The sequence below is a fragment of the Phaeovulum vinaykumarii genome (assembly GCF_900156695.1).
Lineage (GTDB): Bacteria > Pseudomonadota > Alphaproteobacteria > Rhodobacterales > Rhodobacteraceae > Bieblia_A > Bieblia_A vinaykumarii.
Genome location: NZ_FTOM01000002.1, coordinates 149,460 through 175,133, shown reverse-complemented (window position 1 = coordinate 175,133; position 25,674 = coordinate 149,460). Strand labels below are relative to the sequence as shown.

General features: G+C 67.2%; 27 protein-coding genes. 8 read left to right on the top strand and 19 right to left on the bottom strand.

What is annotated here, in order from left to right; genetic code table 11:
* Positions 1 to 55: 55 nt before the first annotated feature.
* On the bottom strand, positions 56 to 1,660 hold the full coding sequence (locus tag BW949_RS05120) for a lysine--tRNA ligase (protein WP_076363877.1): 1,605 nt from the start codon (positions 1,658 to 1,660) through the stop codon (positions 56 to 58).
* A gap of 109 nt (positions 1,661 to 1,769) precedes the next feature.
* Here BW949_RS05120 and BW949_RS05115 point away from each other — a divergent pair, with 109 nt between their 5' ends.
* The gene (locus BW949_RS05115; protein ID WP_076363876.1) at positions 1,770 to 2,192 is read left to right on the top strand and encodes a tellurite resistance TerB family protein; all 423 of its coding nucleotides are present in this window, start codon (positions 1,770 to 1,772) and stop codon (positions 2,190 to 2,192) included.
* 89 nt (positions 2,193 to 2,281) lie between these two features.
* On the opposite strand, the gene BW949_RS05110 is transcribed toward BW949_RS05115, so the two are convergent.
* Both BW949_RS05110 and BW949_RS05105 read right to left on the bottom strand, forming a co-directional pair.
* Positions 2,282 to 3,880: a GMC family oxidoreductase gene (locus BW949_RS05110; RefSeq protein WP_076363875.1), complete on the bottom strand. Its 1,599-nt coding sequence runs from the start codon at positions 3,878 to 3,880 to the stop codon at positions 2,282 to 2,284.
* 76 nt (positions 3,881 to 3,956) lie between these two features.
* Positions 3,957 to 5,207, bottom strand: a complete 1,251-nt coding sequence (locus BW949_RS05105) for a PAS domain-containing protein (RefSeq protein WP_076363874.1) — start codon at positions 5,205 to 5,207, stop codon at positions 3,957 to 3,959.
* 251 nt (positions 5,208 to 5,458) lie between these two features.
* Between BW949_RS05105 and BW949_RS05100 the strand changes: the two genes are divergently transcribed.
* From BW949_RS05100 to yddG, 4 genes are all read left to right on the top strand, one after another.
* Positions 5,459 to 6,304 carry an EAL domain-containing protein gene (locus BW949_RS05100; protein ID WP_076363873.1) on the top strand — a complete coding sequence of 282 codons (846 nt, stop codon included), beginning with the start codon at positions 5,459 to 5,461 and terminating at the stop codon, positions 6,302 to 6,304.
* A 202-nt stretch (positions 6,305 to 6,506) separates the two neighbouring features.
* Positions 6,507 to 7,682: an acetyl-CoA C-acetyltransferase gene (locus BW949_RS05095; RefSeq protein WP_076363872.1), complete on the top strand. Its 1,176-nt coding sequence runs from the start codon at positions 6,507 to 6,509 to the stop codon at positions 7,680 to 7,682.
* Positions 7,683 to 7,778: 96 nt separating this feature from the next.
* Complete coding sequence (gene phbB, locus BW949_RS05090) at positions 7,779 to 8,501, top strand: beta-ketoacyl-ACP reductase (RefSeq protein WP_076363871.1); 723 nt, start codon at positions 7,779 to 7,781, stop codon at positions 8,499 to 8,501.
* A gap of 65 nt (positions 8,502 to 8,566) precedes the next feature.
* Positions 8,567 to 9,439, top strand: coding sequence for an aromatic amino acid exporter YddG (gene yddG, locus BW949_RS05085; protein ID WP_076363870.1), 873 nt, complete (start codon positions 8,567 to 8,569; stop codon positions 9,437 to 9,439).
* On the opposite strand, the gene BW949_RS05080 is transcribed toward yddG, so the two are convergent.
* From BW949_RS05080 to BW949_RS05070, 3 genes are all read right to left on the bottom strand, one after another.
* Positions 9,430 to 9,597 (bottom strand): YdcH family protein, encoded by a 168-nt coding sequence (locus tag BW949_RS05080; RefSeq protein WP_076363869.1) that lies wholly within the window; start codon positions 9,595 to 9,597, stop codon positions 9,430 to 9,432. The genes yddG and BW949_RS05080 overlap by 10 nt on opposite strands.
* Positions 9,598 to 9,723: 126 nt before the next feature.
* On the bottom strand, positions 9,724 to 10,479 hold the full coding sequence (locus BW949_RS05075) for a tRNA1(Val) (adenine(37)-N6)-methyltransferase (RefSeq protein ID WP_076363868.1): 756 nt from the start codon (positions 10,477 to 10,479) through the stop codon (positions 9,724 to 9,726).
* Positions 10,476 to 10,685 carry a putative signal transducing protein gene (locus BW949_RS05070; RefSeq protein WP_076363867.1) on the bottom strand — a complete coding sequence of 70 codons (210 nt, stop codon included), beginning with the start codon at positions 10,683 to 10,685 and terminating at the stop codon, positions 10,476 to 10,478. The genes BW949_RS05075 and BW949_RS05070 overlap by 4 nt, the downstream gene beginning before the upstream one ends.
* A gap of 66 nt (positions 10,686 to 10,751) precedes the next feature.
* On the opposite strand from BW949_RS05070, the gene BW949_RS05065 reads away from it, so the two are divergent.
* Positions 10,752 to 11,753, top strand: a complete 1,002-nt coding sequence (locus tag BW949_RS05065; RefSeq protein WP_076363866.1) for a polyprenyl synthetase family protein — start codon at positions 10,752 to 10,754, stop codon at positions 11,751 to 11,753.
* Between the two features lie 98 nt (positions 11,754 to 11,851).
* Here the strand turns inward: BW949_RS05065 and BW949_RS05060 are convergent, their stop codons facing one another.
* The 3 genes from BW949_RS05060 to BW949_RS05050 all read right to left on the bottom strand — a co-directional run bounded on the left by BW949_RS05060 (position 11,852) and on the right by BW949_RS05050 (position 16,247).
* Positions 11,852 to 12,697 carry a 4-(cytidine 5'-diphospho)-2-C-methyl-D-erythritol kinase gene (locus BW949_RS05060; protein ID WP_076363865.1) on the bottom strand — a complete coding sequence of 282 codons (846 nt, stop codon included), beginning with the start codon at positions 12,695 to 12,697 and terminating at the stop codon, positions 11,852 to 11,854.
* A gap of 3 nt (positions 12,698 to 12,700) precedes the next feature.
* Positions 12,701 to 14,419, bottom strand: a complete 1,719-nt coding sequence (locus BW949_RS05055; RefSeq protein WP_076363864.1) for a tetratricopeptide repeat protein — start codon at positions 14,417 to 14,419, stop codon at positions 12,701 to 12,703.
* 178 nt (positions 14,420 to 14,597) lie between these two features.
* A complete protein-coding gene (locus BW949_RS05050) occupies positions 14,598 to 16,247 on the bottom strand; it encodes an electron transfer flavoprotein-ubiquinone oxidoreductase (protein WP_076363863.1) in 1,650 nt (549 codons plus the stop codon).
* A gap of 316 nt (positions 16,248 to 16,563) precedes the next feature.
* On the opposite strand from BW949_RS05050, the gene greA reads away from it, so the two are divergent.
* Positions 16,564 to 17,034, top strand: coding sequence for a transcription elongation factor GreA (gene greA / locus BW949_RS05045; protein WP_076363862.1), 471 nt, complete (start codon positions 16,564 to 16,566; stop codon positions 17,032 to 17,034).
* 16 nt (positions 17,035 to 17,050) lie between these two features.
* Positions 17,051 to 18,139, top strand: a complete 1,089-nt coding sequence (locus BW949_RS05040; protein WP_235816208.1) for a hypothetical protein — start codon at positions 17,051 to 17,053, stop codon at positions 18,137 to 18,139.
* Between the two features lie 9 nt (positions 18,140 to 18,148).
* Here BW949_RS05040 and BW949_RS05035 read toward each other — a convergent pair whose 3' ends face one another.
* The 10 genes from BW949_RS05035 to BW949_RS04990 all read right to left on the bottom strand — a co-directional run bounded on the left by BW949_RS05035 (position 18,149) and on the right by BW949_RS04990 (position 25,548).
* Positions 18,149 to 18,673, bottom strand: coding sequence for a ClbS/DfsB family four-helix bundle protein (locus BW949_RS05035; RefSeq protein WP_076363861.1), 525 nt, complete (start codon positions 18,671 to 18,673; stop codon positions 18,149 to 18,151).
* 104 nt (positions 18,674 to 18,777) lie between these two features.
* Complete coding sequence (locus BW949_RS05030; RefSeq protein WP_076363860.1) at positions 18,778 to 19,554, bottom strand: succinate dehydrogenase iron-sulfur subunit; 777 nt, start codon at positions 19,552 to 19,554, stop codon at positions 18,778 to 18,780.
* 3 nt (positions 19,555 to 19,557) lie between these two features.
* Positions 19,558 to 19,899 carry a hypothetical protein gene (locus BW949_RS05025; protein WP_076363859.1) on the bottom strand — a complete coding sequence of 114 codons (342 nt, stop codon included), beginning with the start codon at positions 19,897 to 19,899 and terminating at the stop codon, positions 19,558 to 19,560.
* The gene (sdhA, locus tag BW949_RS05020) at positions 19,899 to 21,704 is read right to left on the bottom strand and encodes a succinate dehydrogenase flavoprotein subunit (RefSeq protein WP_076363858.1); all 1,806 of its coding nucleotides are present in this window, start codon (positions 21,702 to 21,704) and stop codon (positions 19,899 to 19,901) included. The genes BW949_RS05025 and sdhA overlap by 1 nt, the downstream gene beginning before the upstream one ends.
* A gap of 13 nt (positions 21,705 to 21,717) precedes the next feature.
* Positions 21,718 to 22,089 carry a succinate dehydrogenase, hydrophobic membrane anchor protein gene (sdhD, locus tag BW949_RS05015; RefSeq protein WP_076363857.1) on the bottom strand — a complete coding sequence of 124 codons (372 nt, stop codon included), beginning with the start codon at positions 22,087 to 22,089 and terminating at the stop codon, positions 21,718 to 21,720.
* Between the two features lie 10 nt (positions 22,090 to 22,099).
* Positions 22,100 to 22,483, bottom strand: a complete 384-nt coding sequence (sdhC, locus tag BW949_RS05010) for a succinate dehydrogenase, cytochrome b556 subunit (protein ID WP_076364787.1) — start codon at positions 22,481 to 22,483, stop codon at positions 22,100 to 22,102.
* A 388-nt stretch (positions 22,484 to 22,871) separates the two neighbouring features.
* Positions 22,872 to 23,903, bottom strand: coding sequence for a MaoC family dehydratase (locus BW949_RS05005; protein ID WP_076363856.1), 1,032 nt, complete (start codon positions 23,901 to 23,903; stop codon positions 22,872 to 22,874).
* A 1-nt stretch (position 23,904) separates the two neighbouring features.
* Positions 23,905 to 24,108, bottom strand: a complete 204-nt coding sequence (locus BW949_RS05000; RefSeq protein WP_076363855.1) for a DUF1737 domain-containing protein — start codon at positions 24,106 to 24,108, stop codon at positions 23,905 to 23,907.
* Positions 24,105 to 24,656, bottom strand: coding sequence for an NnrU family protein (locus BW949_RS04995; RefSeq protein WP_076363854.1), 552 nt, complete (start codon positions 24,654 to 24,656; stop codon positions 24,105 to 24,107). The genes BW949_RS05000 and BW949_RS04995 overlap by 4 nt, the downstream gene beginning before the upstream one ends.
* Before the next feature lie 25 nt (positions 24,657 to 24,681).
* Complete coding sequence (locus BW949_RS04990; protein WP_076363853.1) at positions 24,682 to 25,548, bottom strand: HpcH/HpaI aldolase/citrate lyase family protein; 867 nt, start codon at positions 25,546 to 25,548, stop codon at positions 24,682 to 24,684.
* Between the last annotated feature and the right edge of the window lie 126 nt (positions 25,549 to 25,674).

Here is a 25,674-nt window from a genome sequence, read left to right as displayed (position 1 = left end):
GCATGAAAAAGGGCGGGCCACACGGACCCGCCCCCGGTTGACTGCGGTCCGGTGCTCAGCCGGCGACCAGCTCGCCCGCCAGCGCCCGGTCGATCAGCGCAACGGTCTCGGTCACGCCATAGAGCGCGACGAACCCGCCGAAACGCGGGCCCTGGCTTGCGCCCAGAAGCACCTCGTAGAGCGCCTGGAACCACGCCCGCAGGTTTTCGAAGCCGTGATCCTTGCCCACGGCAAAGACCAGCGTCTGCAAGCCTTCCGAGGGGTCGTCGTAGATCTCGTGCAGATCCTTTTCGGGCAGCGCCGCCAGACGGGCGCGCAGATCCTCGATCGCGGCGCGCTCGGCCGGTTCGGGCAGGCGGAACTGCCGGGTCGGGGCCACGAAGTCGTTGAAATAGCGCACCGCAAAGGCTGCGGCCTGATCCAGATCGGGGTTGGCCTCGGGGCTGGCCTCGGGCGCATAGCGGCGAATGAAGCCCCACAGCCCGTCCTTGCCGGTGGCCCCGGCCACGCTGGCCAGGTTCAGCAGCATGGCAAAGCTGACCACCATGCGGCTTTCGGGCGGCTGGCCGCCGTGGATGTGCCAGACGGGGTTGTCCACCTGCTTCTCGACCGGCTGGGTGGGGAAGGCGCGCAGCTGCTGGTGGTATTCATCGACCGCCTTCGGGATCACGTCGAAATGCATCCGCTTGGCGGTCTTGGGCTTGAGATACATGAAATAGCTCAGCGATTCGGTCGCCGCATAGGTCAGCCATTCGTCGATCGACAGCCCGTTGCCCTTGGATTTCGAGATCTTCTCGCCATTGGCATCAAGGAACAATTCATAGGTGAAATGCTCGGGCTTGCGGCCGCCCAGGATCTCGCAGATGCCGTCATAGATCGGGGTGTTGGTGGAGTGATCCTTGCCATACATCTCGAAATCGACATCGAGCGCGGCCCAGCGCGCCCCGAAATCGGGCTTCCATTGCAGCTTCACGTTGCCGCCAGTGACGGGCAGGGTCCATTCGCGGCCCTCCTCGTCGTCAAAGGTCACGGTGCCCTCGCGCGCGTCCACGTTCTTCATCGGGACATAAAGCACGCGGCCCGTTTCGGGGTGGATCGGCAGGAAGCACGAATAGGTCTGCTGGCGTTCCTCGCGCAGGCTCTTGAGCATCACCGCCATGATGTCGTCATAGCGTTCCGCGGCGCGCAGCAGCACGGCGTCCAGCTTGCCCTGCTTGTAATAATCGGTGGCGCTGGCGAATTCGTATTCGAACCCGAAGGTATCAAGGAACCGGCGCAGCATGGCGTTGTTGTGATGCCCGAAGCTCTCGTATTGCTCGAACGGATCGGGGACCGAGGTCAGGGGCTTTTGCATGTGCTGGCGCAGCAGCTCCTGATTGGGCACGTTCTCGGGCACCTTGCGCATGCCGTCCATGTCGTCCGAAAAGCACAGAAGCCGCGTGGGGATGTCCGAGATCACCTCGAAGGCGCGGCGGATCATCGTCGTGCGCGCGACCTCGCCGAAGGTGCCGATATGCGGAAGCCCCGAGGGGCCGTAGCCGGTCTCGAACAGCACATAGCCCTTCTCGGGCGCGGCCTTCTCGTAACGCTTGAGCACACGACGGGCCTCCTCGAAGGGCCAGGCTTTCGATTTCATCCCCGCTTCGCGCAAGCTCGTCATGATTCACCTCTTCGCACCGCCCCGTGCGGCGCACCGCGCACCCCCTATTGAACGGCGTCATGAAGGTCAATATTTTACCCGGAAACACCCCTTTTGCGGAAGAACCCCGATGACCGACAAGCTGCATCTCCTTACCCCTCAGGACGCGCTGGTCGCGGTCATGGTGGCGGTCTCGGTCTCCGACGAGAACGTGCGCACCTCAGAGCTGGTCGCCATCGAGCGCATGGTCAATCACCTGCCGATCTTCGCCGATTACGACATCGACCGCATCAGCGAGGTGGCGCGCGTGGTCTATTCCCTGTTCGAGGAGGAAGACGGTCTGGACGCGCTCTTCGGGCTGGTGCGCGAGGGGCTGCCCGAGCGGCTGTTCGAGACCGCCTATGCCCTGGCCTGCGACGTCGCCGCCGCCGACGGGATGCTGGGGGATGTCGAACTGCGCATGCTCGAGGAGATCCGCCACGAGCTGAGCGTGGATCGGCTGCATGCGGCGGCGATCGAGCGGGGGGCGCGGGCCCGGCACCTGACCCTGTAAGGGTCTGACCTGAATTATTATTCCTTATATCCAGTTATTCCTTATATCCAGAAATTCCGGAAATGCGCGGAATTCAGATGTTCCGGATTTTATTGATTTCCTGAAATCAGTGACGCGGCGCGTTCGGCCAGCATGATCGTGGGCGCGTTCGTGTTGCCGCCGACCAGCCGCGGCATGACCGACGCATCGACGACGCGCAGCCCCTCGACCCCCTGCACGCGCAGATCGGGGTCCACGACGGCGGCGGCGTCCGCCCCCATCCGGCAGGTGCCGACGGGGTGATAGATCGTATCGGCGCGGGCCCGGATATCGGCGGCCAGGGCCGCGTCCGACCCGTCATGCGGATAGAGCCGCGCCCCCCGCCAGGGGGCAAGGGCGGGACGCGCCAGGATATCCTCGATGATCCGCGCGCCGCGCATCAGCACGGCCAGATCCTGCGGCGCGTCCAGAAAGGCCGGGTCGATCGCCGGGGCCGCCCGCGGATCGGCCGAGACCAGCCGCACCCGCCCGCGCGACACCGGGTAAAGCCCGCAGACATGGGCCGAAAATCCATCGGCCAGATGCAGCTTGCGCATGTGATCGTCGACGATCCCCACCACGAAATGCACTTGCAGATCGGGATGCGGCAGATCGGGGTCCGACTTGAGAAACGCCCCCCCTTCCGCGGTGGGCGAGGCAAACATCCCCGTGCCCGTGCGCCGCCACCGCCCCGCCGCCCGCGCCATGCGCGCAAGGCCGCGCGGGTTGAGCGCCAGCGCGTCGCGGCGCAGACTGCGGTGGCTGATGGTGTAATCCAGGTGATCGTGCAGGTTCTCGCCCACCTCGGGCCGGTCAGCCACGACCGCGATGCCATGCGCGCGCAGATGATCGGCCGGCCCCACCCCCGACAGCATCAGCAGCTGCGGCGATCCGAAAGCGCCCGCGCTCAGGATCACCTCGGGCGCGGCCAGGCGGCGCCCGCCGGCCAGTTCGACCCCCGTCGCGCGGCCCGCCGCAAACAGGATCCGCCGCGCGCGCGTGCGGGTCATCACTCGCAGGTTGGGCCGGTCCATCACCCCGTGCAGATAGGCTGCCGCCGCCGAGCAGCGTTCGCCCTTGCGCGGCCCGTCGAAGAATTGCGTCACCTGATAGAGCCCCGCGCCGTGAAAGGGCGGGGCGTTGAAATCGTCGGTCACGGGATGCCCGGCCTCGGCGCAAGCGGCCACGAAGGCCCGCGCCAGCGAGCGCGGCGCGCTCTGGTCGGTCACGTTCAGCGGGCCGTCCCCGCCATGCCAGGCCGACGCGCCGCGGCCCTGGCGCTCGGCGCGGCGAAACCACGGCAGGCAGGCCGCCCAATCCCAGCCGGTTGCGCCCATCGCCGCCCAGGCATCGTAATCGTCGGGCACGCCGCGCGTATAGAGCATGGCGTTGATGGCCGACGAGCCCCCCAGCCCGCGTCCGCGCGGCTGGAACCCCCGCCGCCCGTTCAGCCCCGGCTGCGGCACCGTGCGATAGGCCCAATTGTGCAGCGGCGGGCGCCCCGACACCATGGCCGCGATCAGAAGCGGGGCGCGCACGAAGATGTCGCGCGCCGTGGTCCCCGCCTCGATCAGGCAGACCCGGCGCGCGGGATCCTCGCTCAGGCGCGCGGCCAGGACCGCGCCCGCCGATCCGCCGCCCACGATGATCGTGTCAAAGCTTCCGGCCATGCGCCCCTCCCCCGGCTGACTGCCGGGTTCGACACTACCCGCCGGGCAGCGGGGCACAAGACGCGCGTGCCCTGCCTCAGGCGGCCAGCGCGGTCATGGTCGATTGGCCGTCGCGTTCGATCCGCTCGCAAACCGAGATCAGGACATCCAGATGCGTCCGAATGTCGCCGTGATACTTGTCGAGCTGGTCGATCGTGGCCGAAAGGCCCGACACCGGATTGCGCAGACGCCCGCTTTCGACCCGCCCCATGACGCGGATCGAATCGAGCCCCAGCATCAGCCGTTGCAGATCGGCGCTGACCTTGCGCAGGTTCGCTGCCGATTCGACGGCCTCGAACAGCCCCCGGCGTGCGGCATCGCGGCCGTTATGCGCGGTCTCTTCGAGCGCCTGCATCTCGGCGGCGCTGTCGGCCCCCGCATCCTCGACCCGCTTCTCGGCGCGAAACTGCGACAGCGCCTCGGCCTGCACCTGCGCGCAGCCCATCTGGAACAGCCCTTCGTTGACCACGCGCGACATGCGTTCGCACAGGCTGTCATCGCCCCGCGCATAGGCATCGAGGCGGTTGACGATCTCGGCCGAGGCGATCTTGTAATTGTCCGAGATGGCGCTGATCGGCCCGCCGGCCGGTTCGAGACGCGAGGCCACAATCCGCATGTTGGTGGGGATGGAATGCAGCGCGCCGAAGGTGGTGACCAGCGCCGAGCGTTCGCGCAGCCCCTCTTCCAGCGCCGCGCAGATCTGCCCCATGGCGCGGCTGGCCGCCCCGCTGACCCTGTGCGCGGTGTCGCGGGCCTTCAATTCATCGGTCAGAGCGCGCGTCATGAAGGTCTCGTAGTCGGGAAAGCCCAGCTTGGCGAGACGCTCGACCAGAAGGCCCGCGCTTTCCTCGGGGCTGATCTTCTCTTTCAGCTCGCGTGCGCGAAGCGCCTCGTATTCGGCGCGGATGGTGTCAAAGACCGGCGCCGTCGGCTTGATGCGCACGGACAAGAAGCCGTCCGACATCGGCGAGATGGTCGCAAAGACCCAGTAGAAACGGCCGTCCTTGGACTGGTTCTTGACATAGGCGCCGATCGGCTGCCCTGCCTTGAGCTTTTCCCACATCAGCCAGAAGACCGCGCGCGGCATGTCGGGATGGCGCACGATCCGGTGGGGTGCGCCGATCAGCTCATCCCAATCGTGCCCGCACACCCGCTGGAAGACCCGGTTGCCGAAGCGGATCACCCCACGCGAATCGGTGTGGGAATAGAATATTTCGTCAATTCCAAACGGGACTTCGGAATTGATAGTGGTGCGGCGGCCGGTCGCGTTCGAGAGTTCTTCTTGCATGTTCTGCCCGAGCCAGTGGTGTCATGGCACGCAGGCTAGACCCGACTTTTTTAAGAATAGGTTGCAGACGGGCTTCATGTGACGCTCTTGCGCACCGACCCCCCCCATTTTTCGCGACGAAACACCCCTGGGTTGTGTGCGCCCTGCAAGACTGCCGCCATTGGCACGAAAAATATCGTCTCGAATTTTGGATTTTACGGTCTCTTAGGGCATTTCCTCCAGCCTGCCCTTATTGCGTCAAGGAGGATGTCATGCCGAACCGCGATCAGTTTTCGGGTGAGCCCATCGAGCCGGCGATGAACAGCCCGCTCGATTATGCCGTCGCCCAGCGCGATCGCGAGACGATGGCGCTGGTCCGCCGGGCCGTCGGCAGGGGCGATGTGGTCCTGGCCTTCCAACCGGTGGTGCAGGCCGCGCGCCCCGATCGTCCCGCCTTCTACGAGGGGCTGATCCGCCTTCTCGACGACGCGGGCCGCATCATTCCGGCGCGTGACTTCATCGAATCGGTCGAAACCGCCGAGATCGGCCGCCAGATCGACTGCCTCGCGCTTGAAATGGGCCTGATCGCCCTGGCCGAAGACCCGGATCTGCGCCTGGCCATCAACATGTCGGCGCGCTCGATCGGCTATCCGGCCTGGATGAAGACGCTCAACAAGGGGTTGGCGCGCGACGACACCGCCGCCGAACGCCTGATCCTCGAGATCACCGAAAGCTCGGCCATGGTGCTGCCCGATCTGGTCAGCTTCTTCATGCAAGATCTCCAGCAGCGCGGCGTCTCCTTCGCGCTGGATGATTTCGGCGCGGGGCAGACCTCGTTCCGCTATCTGCGCGAATTCTTCTTCGACATCGTCAAGATCGACGGCCAGTTCATCCGCGGCATCGCCGAAAACCCGGACAACCAGGCGCTGACCAAGGCGCTGATCTCGGTCGCCCAGCATTTCGAGATGTTCACGGTGGCCGAATCCGTCGAGAACGCGCGCGATTGCGAATATCTCCAGTCGATCGGGATCGACTGCATGCAGGGCTATTACTTCGGCGCGCCGACGATCATGCCGCCGTGGAAGACCCCCACCGCGCAGATGCGCGCCTCGGGCTGAGCGCCCAGCGTCCGCACCCTTTCCCTTCGCCCGCCTGTCATCGTCGACTTCGGGGGCGCGTCCGCGCGGCTCCCCTTCGCGCCGCCCCCTCTCGCGCCATGCGTCAGGACGGGGGCTGGACCTGTGATCGGCTTCGGCTATGCTGCGCAGCGGCATCGGACCTCCGCGTCCGGCATGTCTAGGAAAGGGAGAGAGGACCCAGATGACCAATGTCGTGATCGTCTCGGCAGCCCGCACGGCTGTCGGCAGCTTCAACGGGGCTTTCGCCAACACCCCCGCCCATGATCTGGGCGCCGCGGTGCTCGAGGCCGTCGTCGCCCGCGCCGGGATCGACAAGGCCGAGGTCAGCGAGACCATCCTGGGCCAGGTGCTGACCGCCGGCCAGGGCCAGAACCCCGCCCGCCAGGCGCATATCAACGCCGGCCTGCCCATCGAAAGCGCGGCCTGGGGCCTCAACCAGGTCTGTGGCTCGGGCCTGCGCGCGGTGGCGCTGGGTGCCCAGCATATCGCCCTGGGCGATGCCGAGATCGTCATCGCCGGCGGTCAGGAAAGCATGTCGCTGTCGCCCCATGTCGCGCATCTGCGCGCCGGCCAGAAGATGGGCGACATGAAATTCATCGATTCGATGATCAAGGACGGCCTGTGGGACGCCTTCAACGGCTATCACATGGGCCAGACCGCCGAGAATGTCGCCGCGCAATGGGGCATCACCCGCGAGATGCAGGACGAATTCGCGCTGGCCAGCCAGAACAAGGCCGAAGCCGCGCAGAAGGCAGGCAAATTTGTCGACGAGATCATCCCCTTCACGGTCAAGACCCGCAAGGGCGAGACCATCGTGGATGCCGACGAATACATCCGCCACGGCGCCACCATCGAACAGATGCAGAAGCTGCGCCCGGCCTTCACCAAGGACGGCAGCGTCACCGCCGGAAATGCCTCGGGCATCAATGACGGCGCCGCCGCGGTCCTGCTGATGAGCGAAGCCGAAGCCGCCCGTCGCGGCCTGACGCCGATGGCGCGCATCGCCTCCTATGCGACCGCCGGGCTTGACCCGTCGATCATGGGCTGCGGGCCGATCCCGTCCTCGCGCAAGGCGCTGGAAAAGGCCGGCTGGACGGCCGCGGATCTTGACCTGATCGAGGCCAACGAGGCCTTCGCCGCCCAGGCCTGCGCCGTGAACAAGGACATGGGCTGGGACACCTCGAAAGTGAACGTCAACGGCGGCGCCATCGCCATCGGCCACCCGATCGGCGCGTCGGGCTGCCGCATCCTGAACACGCTTGTCTTCGAGATGAAACGTTCGGGCGCCAAGAAGGGCCTTGCGACGCTGTGCATCGGCGGCGGCATGGGCGTGGCCATGTGCCTCGAAGCCCTCTGACATCGCTGCAATGCAAAAATTCGGCGCGCAACATTGTTGCGCGTCGTTTTGTTTTTCGGTAACAGCGTTTCAAAGACATTTCGATCGGGAGGAATCATGTCGAGGGTTGCACTTGTCACCGGGGGCTCGCGCGGGATCGGGGCCGCCATTTCCGTGGCGCTGAAGGAGGCGGGCTACAAGGTCGCCGCCAACTACGCCGGCAACGACGAAGCCGCGGCGAAATTCACCGCCGAGACCGGCATCCCCACCTACAAATGGTCGGTGGCCGATTACGACGCCTGCGCCGAGGGCATCGCCCGCGTCGAGGCCGACCTGGGCCCGGTCGACGTGCTGGTCAACAACGCCGGCATCACGCGCGACGCGCCGTTCCACAAGATGTCGCGCGATCAATGGCAGGCGGTCATGGACACCAACCTGTCGGGCCTGTTCAACATGACCCACCCGCTGTGGCCCGGCATGCGCGAGCGCAAGTTCGGCCGCGTGGTCAACATCTCGTCGATCAACGGGCAGAAGGGCCAGTTCGGCCAGGCCAACTATTCGGCGGCCAAGGCGGGCGACATCGGCTTCACCAAGGCCCTGGCGCAGGAAGGTGCGCGCGCGGGCATCACCGTGAACGCCATCTGCCCCGGCTACATCGCCACCGAAATGGTGATGGCGGTGCCGGAAAAGGTGCGCGAGTCGATCATCTCCACGATCCCGGTCGGCCGTCTGGGCGACCCGGCCGATATTGCCCGCTGCGTGGTCTTCCTGGCCTCGGATGATGCAGGCTTCATCACCGGTTCGACCATCACCGCCAACGGCGGCCAGTATCTGACCTGAGCCCCTTCACATTCCGGGAAACGGCCCGCATCCTGCGGGCCGTTTTTCATTGCAAGGGCCCCGCCATGAGCCGCAACCAGGCCACCCTGATCGGGTTTTCCGCCGTCGCCCTGTGGGCGCTGCTCGCGCTGATGACGGTGGGCTCCACACCCGTTCCGCCGCTTCAGCTGAACGCCATGACCTTTGCCCTGGGCGGGCTGATCGGGCTGATCTGGGTCATGCGCACCGGCGGGCTGGGGCAACTGACGCAGGTGCCCTTGCGCGTCTATGCCTTTGGTACGGCAGGGCTTTGCGGCTATCACCTGCTCTATTTCACCGCAATGCGTCTGGCGCCCCCGGCCGAGGCCGGGCTGATCTGCTATCTCTGGCCGCTGCTGATCGTGGTCTTTTCGGGACTGCTGCCGGGCGAGACCCTGCGCGCGGGCCATGTGATCGGCGCGGCGCTTGGCTTTCTGGGGGCGGCGGCCATTGTCGCGGGGCGGCTGGGCGGCCCGGATGCCGGCGCCCTGCCCGGCTATGGCGTGGCGTTGCTGGCGGCCTTCACCTGGGCGGGCTATTCGCTGATCTCGCGCCGGTTGGGGCGCGTGCCCACCGCCGCGGTCGCGGTCTATTGCCTCGCCACGGCGGCGCTGTCGCTGCCCGCGCATCTTGTCTTCGAGGAGACCCTCTGGCCCGAAGGCGCGCTGGGCTGGGCCGCGGTGGCGGGGCTGGGGCTGGGGCCGGTGGGGCTGGCCTTCTACACCTGGGATCTGGGGGTCAAGCGCGGCGACATCCAGCTTCTGGGAACCGCCTCCTATGCCGCGCCGCTGCTGTCCACGCTGATTCTGGTGGCGGCCGGATATGCAAAGGCCAGCGCGACGCTGGCGCTGGCCTCGATACTCATTACGGCGGGCGCGGCCCTGGCCGCGCGCGCGGGCCGTTCGGTCCGTCAGGCCTGACTGAGACGGGCGATCTGTTCTTTCAGTTTCAGCTTCTGCTTCTTCATGTCCGCGATCTCCAGATCGGTCGTGCCGGGGCTTCGCTGGGCTCTCTCCACGGCCTCCGAAAGGGCTTCGTGTTTGCGACGAAGTTCGGTGACATGCGAGCTGAGGGACATAGCAGACTCCTTTCCGCTGAGACTGTTACAAGTCCATCACAGAAACCGAGTCGTGTCACCCGTTACCGGGCGAAACAGGGGGGCATTCTCTCATTCTCGTGAACAAATTGCTGCGCTGTGGCGTTTTCACCCCGAAAAATCAAGGGCTTCGCCGCGCCGCAGCACTGCCTGCGCAGCATCCGAGAGGTCTTCGCCATCGCGCCCGTGGGCGGCGGCGGCATGCAGGACAAGGGGCGCCAGAAGGCGCAGCGGCGCGCGGCCGCCCTTGCGCGCCCGAAGAAGAACCCGCCCGGCAGGCCGCCCCGCCCGGCCCGCCACCGGCAGGATCGTGACCGCACCCGCGCGCGCGCCCAGCGCCGCCAGAAGATCCCCCAGCCGCTCGGCGCGCTGGATCAGCGTCAGCCAGCCGCCGGGCACCAGCCGCCGCAAACCCGCGTCGATCCAGGCTGCCAGATCCGCGCTTTCGTGACGCGCCTGCGCCCGGCCCGGATCGGGGGCCGGGGTGCCGGCCTCGAAATAGGGGGGGTTGGCGATCACGTGATCAAAGCCGCGCGCGCGCAGCTCGGCCGGCATGCGGGTCAGGTCGCCCTCGATCACCTCAAGCGCCATCCCGGCCCGGCGCGCATTCTCCCGCGCAAGTGCGGCATAGGCCGGCTGCACCTCGAGCGCCGCGGCCACCACCGGCACCCGCGCCATCAGGCACAGGCTGGCCACCCCCGCCCCGCAGCCAAGTTCCAGCACCCGCGCACCGGGCGCGGCGGGACAGGCCGCGGCCAGCAGCACCGCATCCATGCCCGACCGGAACCCCGTCTTGGGCTGCGCGATCCTCAGCCGCCCGTCCAGAAAACCGTCAAGGCTCAGATCCGCGGGATCGAAGCTCATTCGATCAGCCCGCAATCGCGCAGGATGGCGCGGGCGACAAAGGCCTCCTCGTCGGCCACCATCAATCTGCGCGGCAATATGCCAATCGATCCGTCCAGCACGCTCATGTGGACGTCCATCTGAAAGGCCGTTATACCCTCACCGTCCAGACGCGCAGTGGCCATGGCCATCAGGACGGGGTCAGTGCTGCGCAGAAGTTCTTTCATGCCGCCATACTTAGGGGCCCATCCGGGGCCTGTCGAGGCGGGGCATGGGCAGATGGGAAACACGCGATGAGCCTCGACGACAAGGCACAGAAACCCCATGACCGGCTGGCCGAGGCGCTGGCCGAGGACATGGAGGCGGTCAACCGCCTGATCCGCGAACGCATGGCCAGCGAAAACGCCCCGCGCATCCCCGAGGTGACGGCGCATCTGATCGAGGCCGGCGGCAAGCGCCTGCGCCCGATGCTGACGCTGGCGGCGGCCAATCTGTGCGGCTACACCGGGCGCTATCACGTGCATCTGGCGGCCACGGTGGAATTCATCCACACCGCCACGCTGCTGCATGATGACGTGGTTGACGAAAGCCAGCAGCGCCGCGGCCGGCCCACGGCGAACCTGCTCTGGGACAACAAGTCCAGCGTCCTGTGCGGCGACTATCTGTTCGCCCGCAGCTTCCAGCTGATGACCGAGACCGGCAACATGCGCGTGCTCGAGATCCTGTCGAATGCCTCGGCCACGATCTCGGAAGGCGAGGTGCTGCAACTGACCGCCGCGCGCGATCTGGCCACGACCGAGGAGATCTATCTCAAGGTCGTGCGGGGCAAGACGGCGGCGCTGTTCTCGGCCGCGACCGAGGTCGGCGCGGTGATCGCGGGGGCCAGCGACGAACAGGTCCGCGCGCTCTATACCTATGGCGACGCGCTGGGCGTGGCCTTCCAGATCGTCGATGATTACCTCGATTATGCCGGCGCGGCCGATGTGATCGGCAAGAACACCGGCGACGATTTCCGCGAGCGCAAGCTGACGCTGCCGGTCATCAAGGCGGTGGCGCTGGCCGATGCCGAAGAGCGCGCCTTCTGGAGCCGCACGATCGAGAAGGGCCAGCAGGAGGTCGGCGACCTCGAACATGCGATGAAGCTGATGGCGCATCACGGCGCGCTGGCCGCCACGCGCGCCGATGCGCTGGCCTGGGCCGAACGGGCGCGTGACGCGCTGGCGATCCTGCCCCAGCAGCCGCTGCGCGAGATGCTCGAGGAGCTGGCGCTCTACGTCGTGGCCCGGATCCGCTGAGGCCCCGAAACCGCTGAGAGCACTGGAAACGAAAGCCGAAAGGCGCGAAGGGGCAGCCCTTCGCGCCTTTTTTCGTTCGTATTCAGCCGATCAAGACCTTAGCCGATCACGGGCCCCGAGGCCGCCCACCATTCCGGCCGGGCGGCGCGGATCCGGTCGGCCGCGACGGCGGCGATGTCGGCCGCAGTATATAGGCCAAAGCAGGTCGCCCCCGACCCCGACATCCGCGCCACGAGGCACCCGTCGGTTGCGGCGATGGCGTCAACCACATCGCCGATCACCGGGGCCACGGCGCGCGCCGCGGGTTCCAGATCGTTGCGCTGGCGGGCCACGAAATCGGCCAGCGCCTGCGCGTCGGGAAATTCGGGAAGCGCGGGCATGGGCGGATTGTCGCGCTTGCCCAGCGCCTTGAAGACCGCCGGGGTCGAAACCGGCACGCCGGGATTGACCAGCACCATCCACAGCATCGGCAGCCCCGACAGCGGCGCCAGTTCCTCGCCCAGGCCCTGCATCCGCCACGCCCCCGGCGCCATGCAGACCGGCAGGTCCGCGCCCAGCGCCATGGTCGCGCGCGTCTCCGGCAGCGGCACGCCCCACATCTCGGCCAGCGCGCGCAGCGTCGCCGCCGCATCCGACGAACCGCCCCCGATCCCCGAGGCCATCGGCAGGTGCTTTTCCAGCGTGATCGCGGCGCCCTTGCCGGTATCGAGCAGACGCGCGGCCCGCAGCACCAGATTGCTGTCGTCAACGGGAATGCCCGCGCCCATCGGCCCGGTGACACGCAGCGACAGCCTGTCGGCCGGGGCCACGCGGATCACATCCCCCACCCCGCAGAAGACGACCAGCGAATCGAGAAGGTGGTAGCCATCCTCGCGCCGCCCCGTCACATGCAGCGTCAGGTTCACCTTGGCAGGCGCCAGAACGCCCGCGGTCTCGTGTCTCATGGATCAGTCCTGCTTGTCGGCGGCCCGCAGCGGCGGCGCCCCTTCCTCGGCCAGCACCGCATCGAGCCCGATCTCCAGCTTGCGGCGGATGCGCCGGGCGTCCTTCTCGGCCTCGGGTTCGAACGACAGCGCGCGCATCCACTGGAACCGCGCCTCGCGCTTGCGGCCAACGGCCCAGAAGACATCGCCCAGATGGTCGTTGATCAGCGGATCTTCCGGGGTCAGCTCGACAGCGCGCTCCATCTGCACCGCCGCCTCGCGGTAGCGGCCCAGACGATAGAGCGCCCATCCCAGCGAATCGACGATATAGCCATCGTCGGGCCGGGCCTCGACCGCGCGTTCGATCATGTCCAGCGCGGCATCGAGGTTGCGCCCCATGTCGACCCAGGAATAGCCCAGATAATTCAGCACCTGCGGGTGATCGGGCGACAGCTCCAGCGCCTTCTTCAGGTCGGCCTCGGCGCGGTCCCATTCCCCCGAACGTTCCAGCGCCACGCCGCGCGCGTAATAGAGAAACCAGCCCACGGTCTCGGGGTCGCCATAAAGCGTCACGGCCCGGTCATAGGCAGTGGCGGCCTCGGGATAGCGTTCGGCCCGGCGCAGCGCATCGCCCAGCGTCATCCACACCCCCGGCAGGCGCGGATAGGCGCGCGACAGCGCCTCGAGCACCTCGATCCCTTCGTCGGCATTGCCCGAGGCGATCAGCGCGCCCGCCCGCCCGGTCTCGGCCGCCGGGAACCCCGGGCTGGACCGCGGCACCTGCGCATAGGCGGCATTGGCCAGGTCGTATTGCTGCTGCTCCTCGAGGATCGCCCCGATCAGCAGCATCGCATCGGCCAGGTCGGGGCGCAGATAGGCGCCAAGACGCGCATAGACCAGCGTATAGGCATCGGGCGTTTCGCCGCGCAGCGCACCGGCGACGGTCAGATAGGTCTCGGCCAGCCCGTCGCGGGCATCGGTGACAATGCTGAAAGGCAGCGTTCCCCCGGCCCTGAGCGTCTCGATCATCTTGGTCGCCTCGGGGTCGGGGTCGGCCCCGAAGACCGCCTCGAGAACGGCCAGCGCGTCGTCGTTGCGTTCAAGCTGGCTGAGGATCTCGGCATAGGCCAGAACCCCCCGCCGGGTCGAGCGCAGCACGCGCGATGCCTCGCCCGAGAAGATCGCATCGGCGCCCTCGAAATCGCCCACCGAGGCCAGCGCCAGCGCCTTGTGATAGGCGCCAAAGGCGGTCAGGCCCGGCTCGGCGGTCAGGGCATCGAAATGGCGCACGGCCTCGGACATCTGGCCGCGGCCCAGCGCGATCCAGCCGCGCGCCAGCCCCTCGACCAGCGGGCCCACGCGCAGGCCGTCATCCAGAAGCGCGCCGGCGGCGGCGTAATCGCCGGCCTTGCCCGCCGCGGCCAGCTGGACCAGCGCAGCGATCTGGCTGGGACTGCGGGCGCCGGCCTCCTGCGCCAGCCGGGCAGCACGATCGAGATCGCCGCTGCCCAGATAGGCCACCAGCGCGCTTTCCTGAAGCATCACATTCGCGGAATCGCCGGCCAGGGCGCGCGCGTAATAGGTCGCGGCGGCGGCGTAATCGTCATTGGCGCTGGCGAAACGCGCGGCCAGATAGGCCCCGGCGGGGGCCTCGGCGGCCAGCGGAGCGGCCAGCGCGAAGGTCAGGGCCAGAGCGGCCGGAACCTTGCAAAGGACAGCGGGACGGGGAAACGAAAGGGGCACGCAGATCTCCGGCTAGACGGCGCGAATCTAGCTGTCGCCCCCCGGCAAGGCAATCGCCCGCCCGATCTTGTGCGCGACCTGTCGCGCAGACGTGACACCGGAACGTGATCGTGCTGTCCTGCGCCCCGTCGGGCGCGCCAGACGCAACCGGCCGGGAAGGATCCCGGCCGGACACGCGTCACATGTTGGGGTAGTTCGGCCCGTCGCCACCCTGCGGCGTGGTCCAGGTGATGTTCTGGCTGGGGTCCTTGATGTCGCAGGTCTTGCAATGCACGCAGTTCTGGAAGTTGATCTGGAACCGCGGCCCGTCCTCGCCCTCGAGCACCTCGTAGACGCCGGCGGGGCAATAGCGCTGCGCCGGTTCGTCGAATTGCGCCAGGTTGATCTTGATCGGCGCCTCGGGGTCGGTCAGCCGCAGGTGGCAGGGCTGGCTTTCCTCGTGGTTGGTGGCGGCAAAGGCCACGTTGGTCAGCCGGTCGAAGCTGATCTTGCCGTCGGGCTTGGGATAGTCGATCGGCTTGTGCTTGGACGCCGGCTCGGTCATCGCGGCATCGGTGCGGTGATGCTTGAGCGTGCCCAGCGGGTTCCAGCCGGTCAGGTTGGCCACCCACATGTCGAAGCCGCCCGCGATCATGCTGCCCCACATGCCCAGATGCGACCATAGCGGCTTGACGTTGCGCACGGGCTTGAGGTCGCGCGCGATGGGACCGCTGCGCAGCGCCTTTTCATAGCCGGTCAGCTCGTCGCCCGAGCGCCCGTCCTTGATCGCGGCGGCGGCAGCCTCGGCGGCGGCAATGCCCGACAGCATGGCGTTGTGGTTGCCCTTGATGCGCGGGACGTTGACCAGACCGGCCGAACACCCCAGCAGCGCCCCGCCGGGGAAGACCACCTTCGGGATCGACTGCCAGCCGCCCTCGGAGATGGCGCGGGCGCCATAGGCGACGCGCTTGCCCCCCTCCAGCAGCTTGGCAATCTCGGGGTGATGCTTGAAGCGCTGGAACTCCATGTAGGGGTTCAGATGGGGGTTCTTGTAGTTCAGGTGCACGACAAAGCCGATGAAGAGCTGGTTGTTCTCGGCGTGATAGATGAACGACCCGCCCCCGGCCTCGTCGCCCAGCGGCCAACCCATCGTGTGGGTCACGGTGCCTTCGCGGTGAAGGGCCGGGTCGATCTCCCAGATCTCCTTCATGCCGATGCCGTATTTCTGCGGGCACTTGCCCGCGGACAGCGCGAACTTGCCGATCACCTGCTTGGCAAGCGACCCGCGCACGCCCTCGGCGATCAGCACATATTTGCCGTGCAGCTCCATCCCCGGTTCGTAGTTCGGGCCGGGCGTGCCGTCGGCGTCCTTGCCGAATTCGCCGGCGACGACACCCTTGACCGCGCCGTCCTCGCTCCAGACCAGTTCCGAAGCCGACATGCCGGGAAAGATCTCGACGCCCAGCGCCTCGGCCTGTTCGGCCAGCCAGCGGCAGACATTGCCCATCGACACGATGTATTTGCCGTGGTTCGACATCAGCGGCGGCATCGGCCAGGACGGAATGCGGCTGTGGCTGCCCGCGGTCAGGATCCAGAAGTTGTCCTCGCGCACGGCGGTCTTGACCGGGGCGCCGCGGTCGCGCCAGTCGGGGATCAGCACGTCAAGCCCCGCCGGGTCCAGAACAGCGCCCGACAGGATGTGGGCACCCACCTCCGACCCCTTCTCGAGCACGACGACCTGTAGATCGGGGTCCATCTGCTTGAGCCGGATCGCGGCCGACAGACCCGAGGGGCCGGCGCCCACGATCACAACGTCATATTCCATCGACTCGCGTTCGATCTCGGCCATGCCCCACGTCCCCCCGCTTGGTCTTATCCTGGCAATAATCCTGTCACGAGTAGCTTACCCGAGGGCACGAGGCAATCATGACGCGGCGCCCGGACCTGCCATCTTGCCGCGTTGCGGCATTATGGCAGCATGGCGCCCCCGGCGCGGCGCTCCCCCCGGCTCGGCGGATTGCCGCCGTGAAACACCCCGTCACGGCGCGTCCGGGCTGCGGCGAATCCGACCCCCGCTCTTGACTTTCGGGCGGCAGAACGGATTTACAGGCGAGACCACACGACAAGAAACACGTTTCGCAAGCCCTGAACCGCGAGCCCCTGCCATGGAAAAGATCCCGATGACCCGCGCGGGTTTCGACGCGCTGGACAACGAGCTCAAGACCCTCAAGACCGTGGATCGTCCCGCGGTCATCCGCGACATTGCCGAGGCACGGGCGCATGGCGACCTGTCCGAGAACGCCGAATACCACGCCGCCCGCGAACGCCAGAGCTTCATCGAGGGCCGCATCCGCGAACTCGAGGGGCTGATCTCGCTGGCCGAGGTGATCGACCCCTCGAAGCTGTCCGGCTCGATCAAGTTCGGCGCCACGGTGACCCTTGTCGATGAGGACACCGAAGAGCAAAAGACCTATCAGATCGTGGGCGAGGCCGAGGCCGACATCGAACGCGGCCTGCTGAACATGCGCTCGCCGCTGGCCCGTGCGCTGATCGGCAAGGACGAAGGCGACAGCGTCGAAGTGCGCACGCCCGGCGGCGGCAAGAGCTACGAGATCGTCTCGATCCGCTACATCTGAGGTCAGGGCGCGCGCCATGTCGCAAGGCACTCCCCAGCCCTCCGACGACGACATGCCGCCCGCGGAGACCGGCGCCGGTGATGTGCCGCCGCCCCTGGGCATGCGGGCGCGCCTGAGCCCCGGCGAACCGGGGCTGATGTCGCCTGAACTGGCGGCGGCGCTGGTGTCGCTGGGCTGGCTGGGTCTTGTGGGGCTGTTCTTCTGGTCGCTGGACCACAACGGCGGCGATCTGACCTCGGGGGGGCTGCTCTCGACGATCGTGGCGCTGGTGGGGGTGTTCCTGCCTGTCGTGCTGATCTGGGTGGCCGCGATGGCGGCGCGCAGCGCCCGCACCATGCGCGCCGAGGCCGAGCGCCTTCAACGCACGATCGAGACCATGCGCGCCAGCTGGCAGTCCCAGCAGGCACAGATGCGCGCGGCCACCGGCGCCTCCTCGGACATGCGCGGGGGCGGCGGGGGCGGCGGGACGGCCGCACGCCGCCATCAGCCGCGCCCCGCCGCACCGCCGCGCACGCCCGCCGCACCACCGCCCGCACCCGAACAGAAGGCCGCGCTGCCCGCCGCGCGTCCCGCCCCCGCCAGCGAGGCCGAGCCCACGCTGGCGCTGGGCACCCCCGACGATGCGATGCGGCCGCCCGTGTCTGTCACCGATTTCCTGCGCGCGCTGAATTTTCCCGAAGACCGCAACGACCGCGCGGGCTTTCGCGCGCTGCGCCGCGCGCTGGACGACCACCGGACCGCCAAGCTGATCCGCGCGGCGCAAGATGCGCTGACGCTGCTGTCGCAGGACGGGATCTTCATGGAAGACCTGACCCCCGACCCGGTGTCGCCTGCGGCCTGGCGGCGGTTCGCGCGCGGCGAGCGGGGCCGTAGCATCGCCGAGCTGGGCGGGATCCACGACCGCTCGAGCCTGGCGCTGACGGCGGGGCGGATGCGCCAGGATGCGGTCTTCCGCGACGCCGCCCACCATGTCCTGCGCCAGTTCGACCGCATCATGGCCGATTTCGAGAAGACGGCCTCCGACGCCGACCTGGCCGCGCTGTCCGAAACCCGCACCGCCCGCGCCTTCATGCTGCTGGGCCGCGTGACCGGCGTCTTCGACTGAGCCGCCCCTTCAGGACGTGAGACCCGCCCGCTCCGCGTCGCGCAGCCACGCGCGAAGGCGCTTGCGGGCGTTCATGTAGGGGGACGAGGTGTTCAGCTGGATCATGCGCCCCTTGGTCCATTTCCCATACCAGGGGCTGCCGTAAAGCTCGAGGTCCGAACGCCTGGAAACGGTCTCGACCACCTGCGCCTTGAGCGCGGCCAGGCGCTCCAGGCGCGCAGGCCAGTCACCTTCGGGACAATCGGTCTGGAATTTCTGCGCCAGAAGCCCGAGCTGGTTCCAGTTGAACCCTTCCTCCGGAAAGACCACCGGCTGACCGGCATCGTCGCGCGCAAGCCACTTCAGGACAAGTGCGTTCCAGCCGATGAGATAGGCCACGAGGTCGGACGGACTCATCAGGGTTCCGGCGGCATGACCCGGCATGGACCTGTCCTGCGCGCGCGCATCGGGAACCCGCAGCAGATTGGCCATCAAGCGGTCGAATGTCGTGGAGATGGCGTCGAGCAACGCCGCCTTCGAGTCCGGAACGGCCATGCGTTTTCCCCCGAGGTCAGCGCCGCAGATCGGGCACTGCGGCGACCGTTCCGAGAGGCGCGCCGGCTGGCGCACCCCTCGGATCCGTGTCCGCCCGGCGTGTCTCAGACCCTGCGCGAGACCATCATCTTCTTGATCTCGGCGATGGCCTTGGCCGGGTTCAGACCCTTGGGACAGGTCTTGGCGCAATTCATGATCGTGTGGCAGCGATAGAGCTTGAACGGATCCTCGAGCGCGTCCAGACGCTCGGCGGTGGCCTCGTCACGGCTGTCGATGATCCAGCGATAGGCATGCAGCAGCGACGCCGGGCCCAGATAGCGGTCGCCGTTCCACCAATAGCTGGGGCACGAGGTCGAGCACGACGCGCACATCACGCATTCATAGAGCCCGTCGAGTTTCTTGCGATCCTCGATCGACTGGCGCCATTCCTTGGCCGGACGGTTGGTCTTGGTTTCCAGCCACGGCATGATCGAGGCATGCTGGGCATAGAAATGCGTCAGATCGGGGATCAGATCCTTGACCACCGGCATATGCGGCAGCGGATAGATCTTGACGTCGCCCTTCACCTCGTCGAGGCCCTTGATGCAGGCCAGCGTGTTGGTGCCGTCGATGTTCATCGCGCAGGAGCCGCAGATCCCCTCGCGGCACGACCGGCGGAAGGTCAGCGTCGGGTCGATCTCGTTCTTGATCTTGATAAGCGCATCCAGGATCATCGGGCCGCATTTGTCGACGTCGACGAAATAGGTGTCGACACGCGGGTTTTCGCCCGTGTCCGGATCCCAGCGATAGATCAGGAACTTGCGGACGTTCTTGCCCTCGGGGCGCGGCCAGGTCTTGCCCGTGCGGATCTTCGAGTTCTTGGGCAGGGTCAACTGAACCATGACTTATCCCTTCCAGTCAGTTCGGGAATAGAGCGGCCGCGACGGAGGCTGGCCGGATTTCGATTTCACGCAACGCGCGTAGACCTCGGCCGGATCCCGGCCCATCAGATAGGCGCTCGACAGGTCGATCTCGACCTTCGAGACAAGGCCGCGCCCCGAGGCGACGCCCAGCGCCACCTGCCCGCGCGGGTGGAGCGCCAGACGCGCCTCCTCGAAGCAGACCTCTTCGGCCCGGTCGCGCGGCATCGACGCCGCGCAGGCCGCCAGCGCCAGGGCGGGACCGGCCAGGACGGCCGCGCGCAAGGCACGCGCCGCCCCGGACGGGACTGCCCCGGCCCCGGTCATCAGAAGGTCCGGGCCTTCGGCGCGATGGTGGACAGGCTGATGCCCCCCTCGGCCTCGGTCGTCAGCGGATCGGTGACGACCGGACGATAGCTCAGCGTGACCGCATTGCCTTCGACCCGGCTGACCGTGTGCTTGCGCCAGTTTTCGTCGTCGCGCGTGGTGAAATCCTCGTGCGCATGGGCGCCGCGGCTTTCCTTGCGCGCCTCGGCCCCGACAATCGTCGCCAGCGCGTTGGGCATCAGGTTGGTCAGCTCGAGCGTCTCCATCAGGTCCGAGTTCCAGATGAGCGAGCGGTCGGTGACCTTCAGATCGTCCAGCTTGCCGGCGATGGCGGTCATCTTCTCGACGCCTTCGGCCAGCGTCTTCGAGGTGCGGAACACCGCGGCATCGGCCTGCATGGTGCGCTGCATCTCCAGACGCAGCTCGGCCGTGGGCGTGCCGCCGTCGGCATGGCGCAGCGCGTCAAAGCGGGCAAAGGCCTTCTCGACCGAGGCGGCGTTCAGCTCGGGGTTGCCCTTGGTGCGGTCGACCACCTGGCCGGCCCGGATCGCCGCGGCGCGTCCGAAGACCACCAGGTCGATCAGCGAGTTCGAGCCCAGACGGTTGGCGCCGTGCACGCTGGCGCAGCCGGCCTCGCCCACGGCCATCAGGCCGGGCACGACGGCGGTCGGGTTGGCCGCGGTCGGGTTCAGCGCCTCGCCCCAGTAGTTGGTGGGGATGCCGCCCATGTTGTAGTGCACCGTCGGCAGGACCGGGATCGGCTCCTTGGTGACGTCGACGCCGGCAAAGATCTTGGCGCTTTCCGAGATGCCGGGCAGACGCTCGGCCAGCGCCTCGGGCGGCAGGTGGCTGAGGTTCAGGTGGATGTGGTCGCCATGCTCGCCCACGCCGCGGCCTTCGCGGATTTCCATGGTCATGCAGCGCGAGACATAGTCGCGCGGCGCCAGATCCTTGTAGTGGGGGGCATAGCGTTCCATGAAGCGCTCACCCTCGGCGTTGGTCAGATAGCCGCCTTCGCCGCGCGCGCCTTCGGTGATGAGGCAGCCCGAACCATAGATGCCGGTCGGGTGGAACTGCACGAATTCCATGTCCTGAAGCGGCAGGCCCGCGCGCGCCACCATGCCGCCGCCGTCGCCGGTGCAGGTATGCGCCGAGGTCGCCGAGAAATAGGCGCGGCCGTAACCGCCGGTGGCCAGAACGACCATCTTGGCGTTGAAGACATGCATCGTGCCGTCATCGAGCTTCCAGCAGACCACGCCCTGGCAGACGCCATCTTCGGACATGATCAGGTCGATGGCGAAATATTCGATGAAGAACTCGGCCTTCTGCTTGAGCGACTGGCCATAGAGCGTGTGCAGGATGGCGTGGCCGGTGCGGTCGGCCGCGGCGCAGGTGCGCTGCACGGGCGGGCCTTCGCCGAATTCGGTGGTGTGGCCGCCGAAGGGACGCTGGTAGATCTTGCCTTCCTCGGTCCGCGAGAAGGGCACGCCGTAATGTTCCAGCTCGTAGACGGCCTTGGGCGCCTCGCGCGCGAGGTATTCCATCGCGTCGGTGTCGCCCAGCCAGTCCGAGCCCTTGACGGTGTCATACATGTGCCACTGCCAGCTGTCGGGGCCCATGTTGCCCAGGCTGGCGGCGATGCCGCCCTGGGCGGCGACCGTGTGCGAGCGGGTCGGGAAGACCTTGGTCACGCAGGCGGTGCGCAGGCCCTGTTCGGCCATGCCCAGCGTGGCGCGCAGGCCGGCGCCGCCGGCCCCCACCACCACCACGTCGTATTCATGCGTCTCGTAGGCATAAGCTGCCATGTCGTCAGCCCTCTCAGAGCGCGATGCGGGCCAGCGCGAAAACGCCCGCCGCAATCACCGCGTAGGAAATGGAAATCGCGCCGATGGTCAGCGCCTTGCGGGTGATGCCTTGCGAATAATCCGAGATCATCATCGCGGCGCCGCGGCGGAAATGCTGCATCGCCACCACCAGGTAAAGCCCCGCCAGGATCGCCGGGAAGGGCCGCGAGAAGGTGGCCAGCACCTCCTCGTGCGAGGTGCCGATGGCCGAGCCCATCACATAGATGAAGGCCGGCGTCATGAAGGCCAGCGCGACGGCGGACACCGTCATGTACCAATGGTCGGCCGTGCCGGAATGGGCGGCCCCGCGGCCCTCGGCGCGTTTGCGGTCGGTCAGATAACGCATGTCGTCCCCCTCACACGACCAGGAAGGTCAGGATGCTCAGCACGAAGGCGCCGGCGATCACGGCGACGCCCAGTTTCTCGGCCGTGTGGATCTCGAGGCCCTTGCCGGCGTCCCAGTAGAGGTGACGCAGACCGGCCAGGAAATGATACCACAGCGCCCAGGTCGACGCCGCCAGGCACAGATCGCCGAACCACGAGGTCAGCACCGCATCGGCCGTGGCAAAGCTGTCGGCACCCGTCGCGGCCGCCAGCAGCCACCACACGACCAGGAAGGCGGTGATGATCAGCCCGTTGCCGGTGATCCGCGTCAGGATCGACGTGACCGAGGTCAACTGCGGGCGATAGATCTGAAGATGCGGAGAGAGCGGCCGGTCCACCCGGTTTGCGTCAGCCATGGTCATATCCCTTCGTCGCAGGCGCAAGCGCCCGACACGGCATCGGTCCGGCGCAAAGCTGGCTGGAATTCCAGACCCTATTGGCCCAAAACTTCGGTCAAGTCACGCGCCCCGGCACGGAAAAATCGGCTTTGCGCGAGGCTTGCGCATAAAAAATGTGTTTTGTGATCACATTTTTTCACGCCGTGATCACATGTTGGCGCAAACAGCACGCCGTCTTCCGCGCCCGAGTCGCCTTCTGCGTCGCGTGCGGTAGCCGGGCACCGCAGCGCGACCGGACGGCGGTCCGGGACAGGCGGATCCATGTCGGGAAGGGCCGGAAAGGAATGGGGCGGTTGCGACCGAAGTCACCCCCGCCCCGCTGCGAAGCCCGTCGCAGGTGAACCGATCAAAGCGGCATCAGCGCCCAATAATCAAGATCGAGAAGCACCTCGGAACCATAGCGACCGTCGTCGGTCCTTAGAGAAAAGGGCTCTGCGCCATGACGCAGGGCAACAAGTCGCAGTCGGATCGCGCCCACGCCGGGGGCTGCGGTCTCGGCCTTGTCCAGAACTTCGGACCAGACGCGCACCGTGTCGCCGGCGAAACAGGGATTCGCATGCGCGCCCCCGTTCAGCGCCACGATCATCTGCGCATTGGCCAGCCCGTTGAACGACAGCGCCCGCGCCATCGAGATGACATGCCCGCCATAGATCAGCCGGCGGCCGTCCTCGCGGAAGGTGGCGTCGAAATGCACCTTGGCGGTGTTCTGCCACAGCCGGGTGGCCATCATGTGCTCGGCTTCCTCGATGGTCACGCCGTCCACATGGTCGATCTTCTCGCCGATCTCGTAATCGCCCCAGCGATGCGCCTCGCCCGCCAGGGTGAAGTCATAGCCGGTGAAATCCAGCCCCTCGGGGATCACCAGATCGCTGGCGGCCACCACCGGCGCCAGTTCGGGCACCACGGTCTCGGGCGCGGGGCGGCTCTCGTCGCATTTGCGCACCATGACCCAGCGGACATATTCCATCACGATCTCGTCGTTCTGGTTCAGCCCGCGGGTGCGCACCCAGACCACGCCCGACTTGCCGTTGGAATTCTGCTTGAGGCCGATGACCTCGGATTCCGAGCGCAGCGTGTCGCCGGCAAAGACCGGCTTGAGCCAGCGCCCCTCGGCATAGCCGAGGTTGGCCACCGCGTTCAGGCTGATGTCGGGAACCGTCTTGCCGAAGACGACATGAAAGGCGGCCAGATCGTCGATCGGCGCGGCGGGCAGACCGCAGCTCCGGGCGAATTCATCCGAGGAATAGATCGCATGCCGCGCCGGATAGAGCGCGTGATAGAGCGCGCGCTCACCCCCGGAGACGGTGCGCGGCACGGCGTGGCGAATGACATCGCCCACCTTGTAATCCTCGAAGAAACGGCCCGGATTGGTCTTCATCTCACTGCTCTCCCAGTTTCAGTTCGGGGTGGTAATCGCCCGCAACCTCCTTGGTCACGGCCTGGGCACAGCGCATGACGCCGCGCGCGGCGTCAAAGGCATAGGCCGGGTCTCCGTGAAGCTCCCAGCCGGCGGCCAGCGCCGCCGACACCTTGTGGCAGAAGGCCGAGGTGTCGTCCTCGGTCAGAAGGCGATAGAGTTTCATTGCGCCATCACGAAGGGGTTGTAGCCCAGCCAGATGTGCACACCGGCGATGAGGCCATAAACGACGACCACGCCGCCCAACGCCTTCAGGTCGCCCTTCAGGCTGCCCTTGATCCGGTTTTCCCAAGGGCCTGCGCGGTTGATCAGCACCATCTCCAGGATGGCCCAGACCAGAATGCCGCCGAACAGCACCACCGAGGCCAGATCGCCGTTCACCATCAGGTGGGCGATAGCCCAGATCACCGCGCCCCACAGCATCGGGTGGCGGATCACGCCGACCAGAACCGATTTCGTGCCGCCCACCGCGAAGAGGTAGAGCGACAGGATCATCAGCGCGTTGTTGGCGTGATAGAGCGCGGGCATCGTGTCATAGACCGGCACCACCTCGGCCGCGCGATAGCCCATGACCATCAGCACGACCGACGCCAGCATCACCAGCCCCAGAACCACCTTGCCCGGTGAGCCCAGGAACGCGCGCAGCTTCGGGAAGAGGCGTTTGAACAGATGGGCAAAGACGAAGAGGATCAGTCCGGGGATCAGCAAGTCCATGGCGGGGCCCTTTCGGATTGTGGCGTCAGCTTTCCTGCATGGCGGCGATGGCCTCGGCTTTGGCCAGAATCTGCCGCGCTGTCACGATATGCAGGTTTTCGACGATCTTTCCATCCACGACCGCGACACCCAGCCCCTGGGCCTGCGCCTCCTCGAAGGCGGCGATCTGACGGCGGGCCAGATCGACCTCGGCTTCCGAGGGGGCAAAGGCGGCATTGGCGATGGCAAGCTGCGCGGGGTGGATCAGGGTCTTGCCATCAAAGCCCATGTCGCGGCCCTGTTCGCATTCGGCGCGCAGGCCCTCGTCATCCTTGAAGGCGTTGTAGACGCCGTCCACGATCACCAGCCCATGCGCGCGCGCCGCCAGCAGGCACAGCCCCAGCCCCGCCTGAAGCGCCAGACGGTCGGTGCGGAACCGGCAGCCCAGCTCCTTGGCCAGGTCGTTGGTGCCCATGACCATGCCCTGAAGGCGCGGATGCGCGGCAATGGCGGCCGCGTTCAGCATGCCGGCCGCGGTTTCCATCATCGCCCAGAGCGGCGTTTCGGGCACCAGCGCGGCCACCGCATCCAGATCGGCCGGCGACGACACCTTGGGGATCAGGATCGCCTCGACCCCGGCCCCGGCAAAGGCGCGCGCGTCGTCCGCCCCCCATTCGGTGTCCAGCCCGTTGATCCGCACGATCCGCGCCCGCCCGCCGTAATCGGCGCTGCGCAGCGTCTCGGCCAGCAATTCGCGCGCGCGGAGCTTCTCGTCGGGGGCCACGGCGTCCTCGAGGTCGAAGATGATCGCATCGGTGGCCAGCGTGCGGGCCTTTTCCAGCGCCCGATCCTTGGAACCGGGGATATACAGAACCGAACGATAGGGGCGTGCGGGTGCGGCGGCCTGGGTCATGATTCTCTCCTCGCAACAATCTTGCGCTGTGGAGCACATTTTCGGCATATTCGACAAGCCCCATTGCGCCGCACCGCAGCGTAATTCGACACAGACGGCCTGATAGCGCCCCCAGCGGGCCCGCGA

Coding starts and splice junctions, on each gene's coding strand:
- yddG (WP_076363870.1), top strand. CDS start 8,567: ATGAGCCGCAACCAGGCCACCCTGATCGGGTTTTCCGCCGTCGCCCTG.
- BW949_RS05075 (WP_076363868.1), bottom strand. CDS start 10,479: ATGAGCTTCGATCCCGCGGATCTGAGCCTTGACGGTTTTCTGGACGGG.
- BW949_RS05050 (WP_076363863.1), bottom strand. CDS start 16,247: ATGGCCGAGATCGAACGCGAGTCGATGGAATATGACGTTGTGATCGTG.
- BW949_RS05025 (WP_076363859.1), bottom strand. CDS start 19,899: ATGACCGGGGCCGGGGCAGTCCCGTCCGGGGCGGCGCGTGCCTTGCGC.
- BW949_RS05060 (WP_076363865.1), bottom strand. CDS start 12,697: ATGAGACACGAGACCGCGGGCGTTCTGGCGCCTGCCAAGGTGAACCTG.
- BW949_RS05030 (WP_076363860.1), bottom strand. CDS start 19,554: ATGGTTCAGTTGACCCTGCCCAAGAACTCGAAGATCCGCACGGGCAAG.
- BW949_RS05000 (WP_076363855.1), bottom strand. CDS start 24,108: ATGAAACTCTATCGCCTTCTGACCGAGGACGACACCTCGGCCTTCTGC.
- sdhD (WP_076363857.1), bottom strand. CDS start 22,089: ATGCGTTATCTGACCGACCGCAAACGCGCCGAGGGCCGCGGGGCCGCC.
- BW949_RS05115 (WP_076363876.1), top strand. CDS start 1,770: ATGACCGACAAGCTGCATCTCCTTACCCCTCAGGACGCGCTGGTCGCG.
- BW949_RS05105 (WP_076363874.1), bottom strand. CDS start 5,207: ATGCAAGAAGAACTCTCGAACGCGACCGGCCGCCGCACCACTATCAAT.
- greA (WP_076363862.1), top strand. CDS start 16,564: ATGGAAAAGATCCCGATGACCCGCGCGGGTTTCGACGCGCTGGACAAC.
- BW949_RS05035 (WP_076363861.1), bottom strand. CDS start 18,673: ATGGCCGTTCCGGACTCGAAGGCGGCGTTGCTCGACGCCATCTCCACG.
- BW949_RS05100 (WP_076363873.1), top strand. CDS start 5,459: ATGCCGAACCGCGATCAGTTTTCGGGTGAGCCCATCGAGCCGGCGATG.
- BW949_RS05110 (WP_076363875.1), bottom strand. CDS start 3,880: ATGGCCGGAAGCTTTGACACGATCATCGTGGGCGGCGGATCGGCGGGC.
- sdhC (WP_076364787.1), bottom strand. CDS start 22,483: ATGGCTGACGCAAACCGGGTGGACCGGCCGCTCTCTCCGCATCTTCAG.
- BW949_RS05040 (WP_235816208.1), top strand. CDS start 17,051: ATGTCGCAAGGCACTCCCCAGCCCTCCGACGACGACATGCCGCCCGCG.
- BW949_RS05070 (WP_076363867.1), bottom strand. CDS start 10,685: ATGAAAGAACTTCTGCGCAGCACTGACCCCGTCCTGATGGCCATGGCC.
- BW949_RS05095 (WP_076363872.1), top strand. CDS start 6,507: ATGACCAATGTCGTGATCGTCTCGGCAGCCCGCACGGCTGTCGGCAGC.
- BW949_RS04995 (WP_076363854.1), bottom strand. CDS start 24,656: ATGGACTTGCTGATCCCCGGACTGATCCTCTTCGTCTTTGCCCATCTG.
- BW949_RS05080 (WP_076363869.1), bottom strand. CDS start 9,597: ATGTCCCTCAGCTCGCATGTCACCGAACTTCGTCGCAAACACGAAGCC.
- BW949_RS05065 (WP_076363866.1), top strand. CDS start 10,752: ATGAGCCTCGACGACAAGGCACAGAAACCCCATGACCGGCTGGCCGAG.
- BW949_RS05120 (WP_076363877.1), bottom strand. CDS start 1,660: ATGACGAGCTTGCGCGAAGCGGGGATGAAATCGAAAGCCTGGCCCTTC.
- phbB (WP_076363871.1), top strand. CDS start 7,779: ATGTCGAGGGTTGCACTTGTCACCGGGGGCTCGCGCGGGATCGGGGCC.
- BW949_RS04990 (WP_076363853.1), bottom strand. CDS start 25,548: ATGACCCAGGCCGCCGCACCCGCACGCCCCTATCGTTCGGTTCTGTAT.
- sdhA (WP_076363858.1), bottom strand. CDS start 21,704: ATGGCAGCTTATGCCTACGAGACGCATGAATACGACGTGGTGGTGGTG.
- BW949_RS05005 (WP_076363856.1), bottom strand. CDS start 23,903: ATGAAGACCAATCCGGGCCGTTTCTTCGAGGATTACAAGGTGGGCGAT.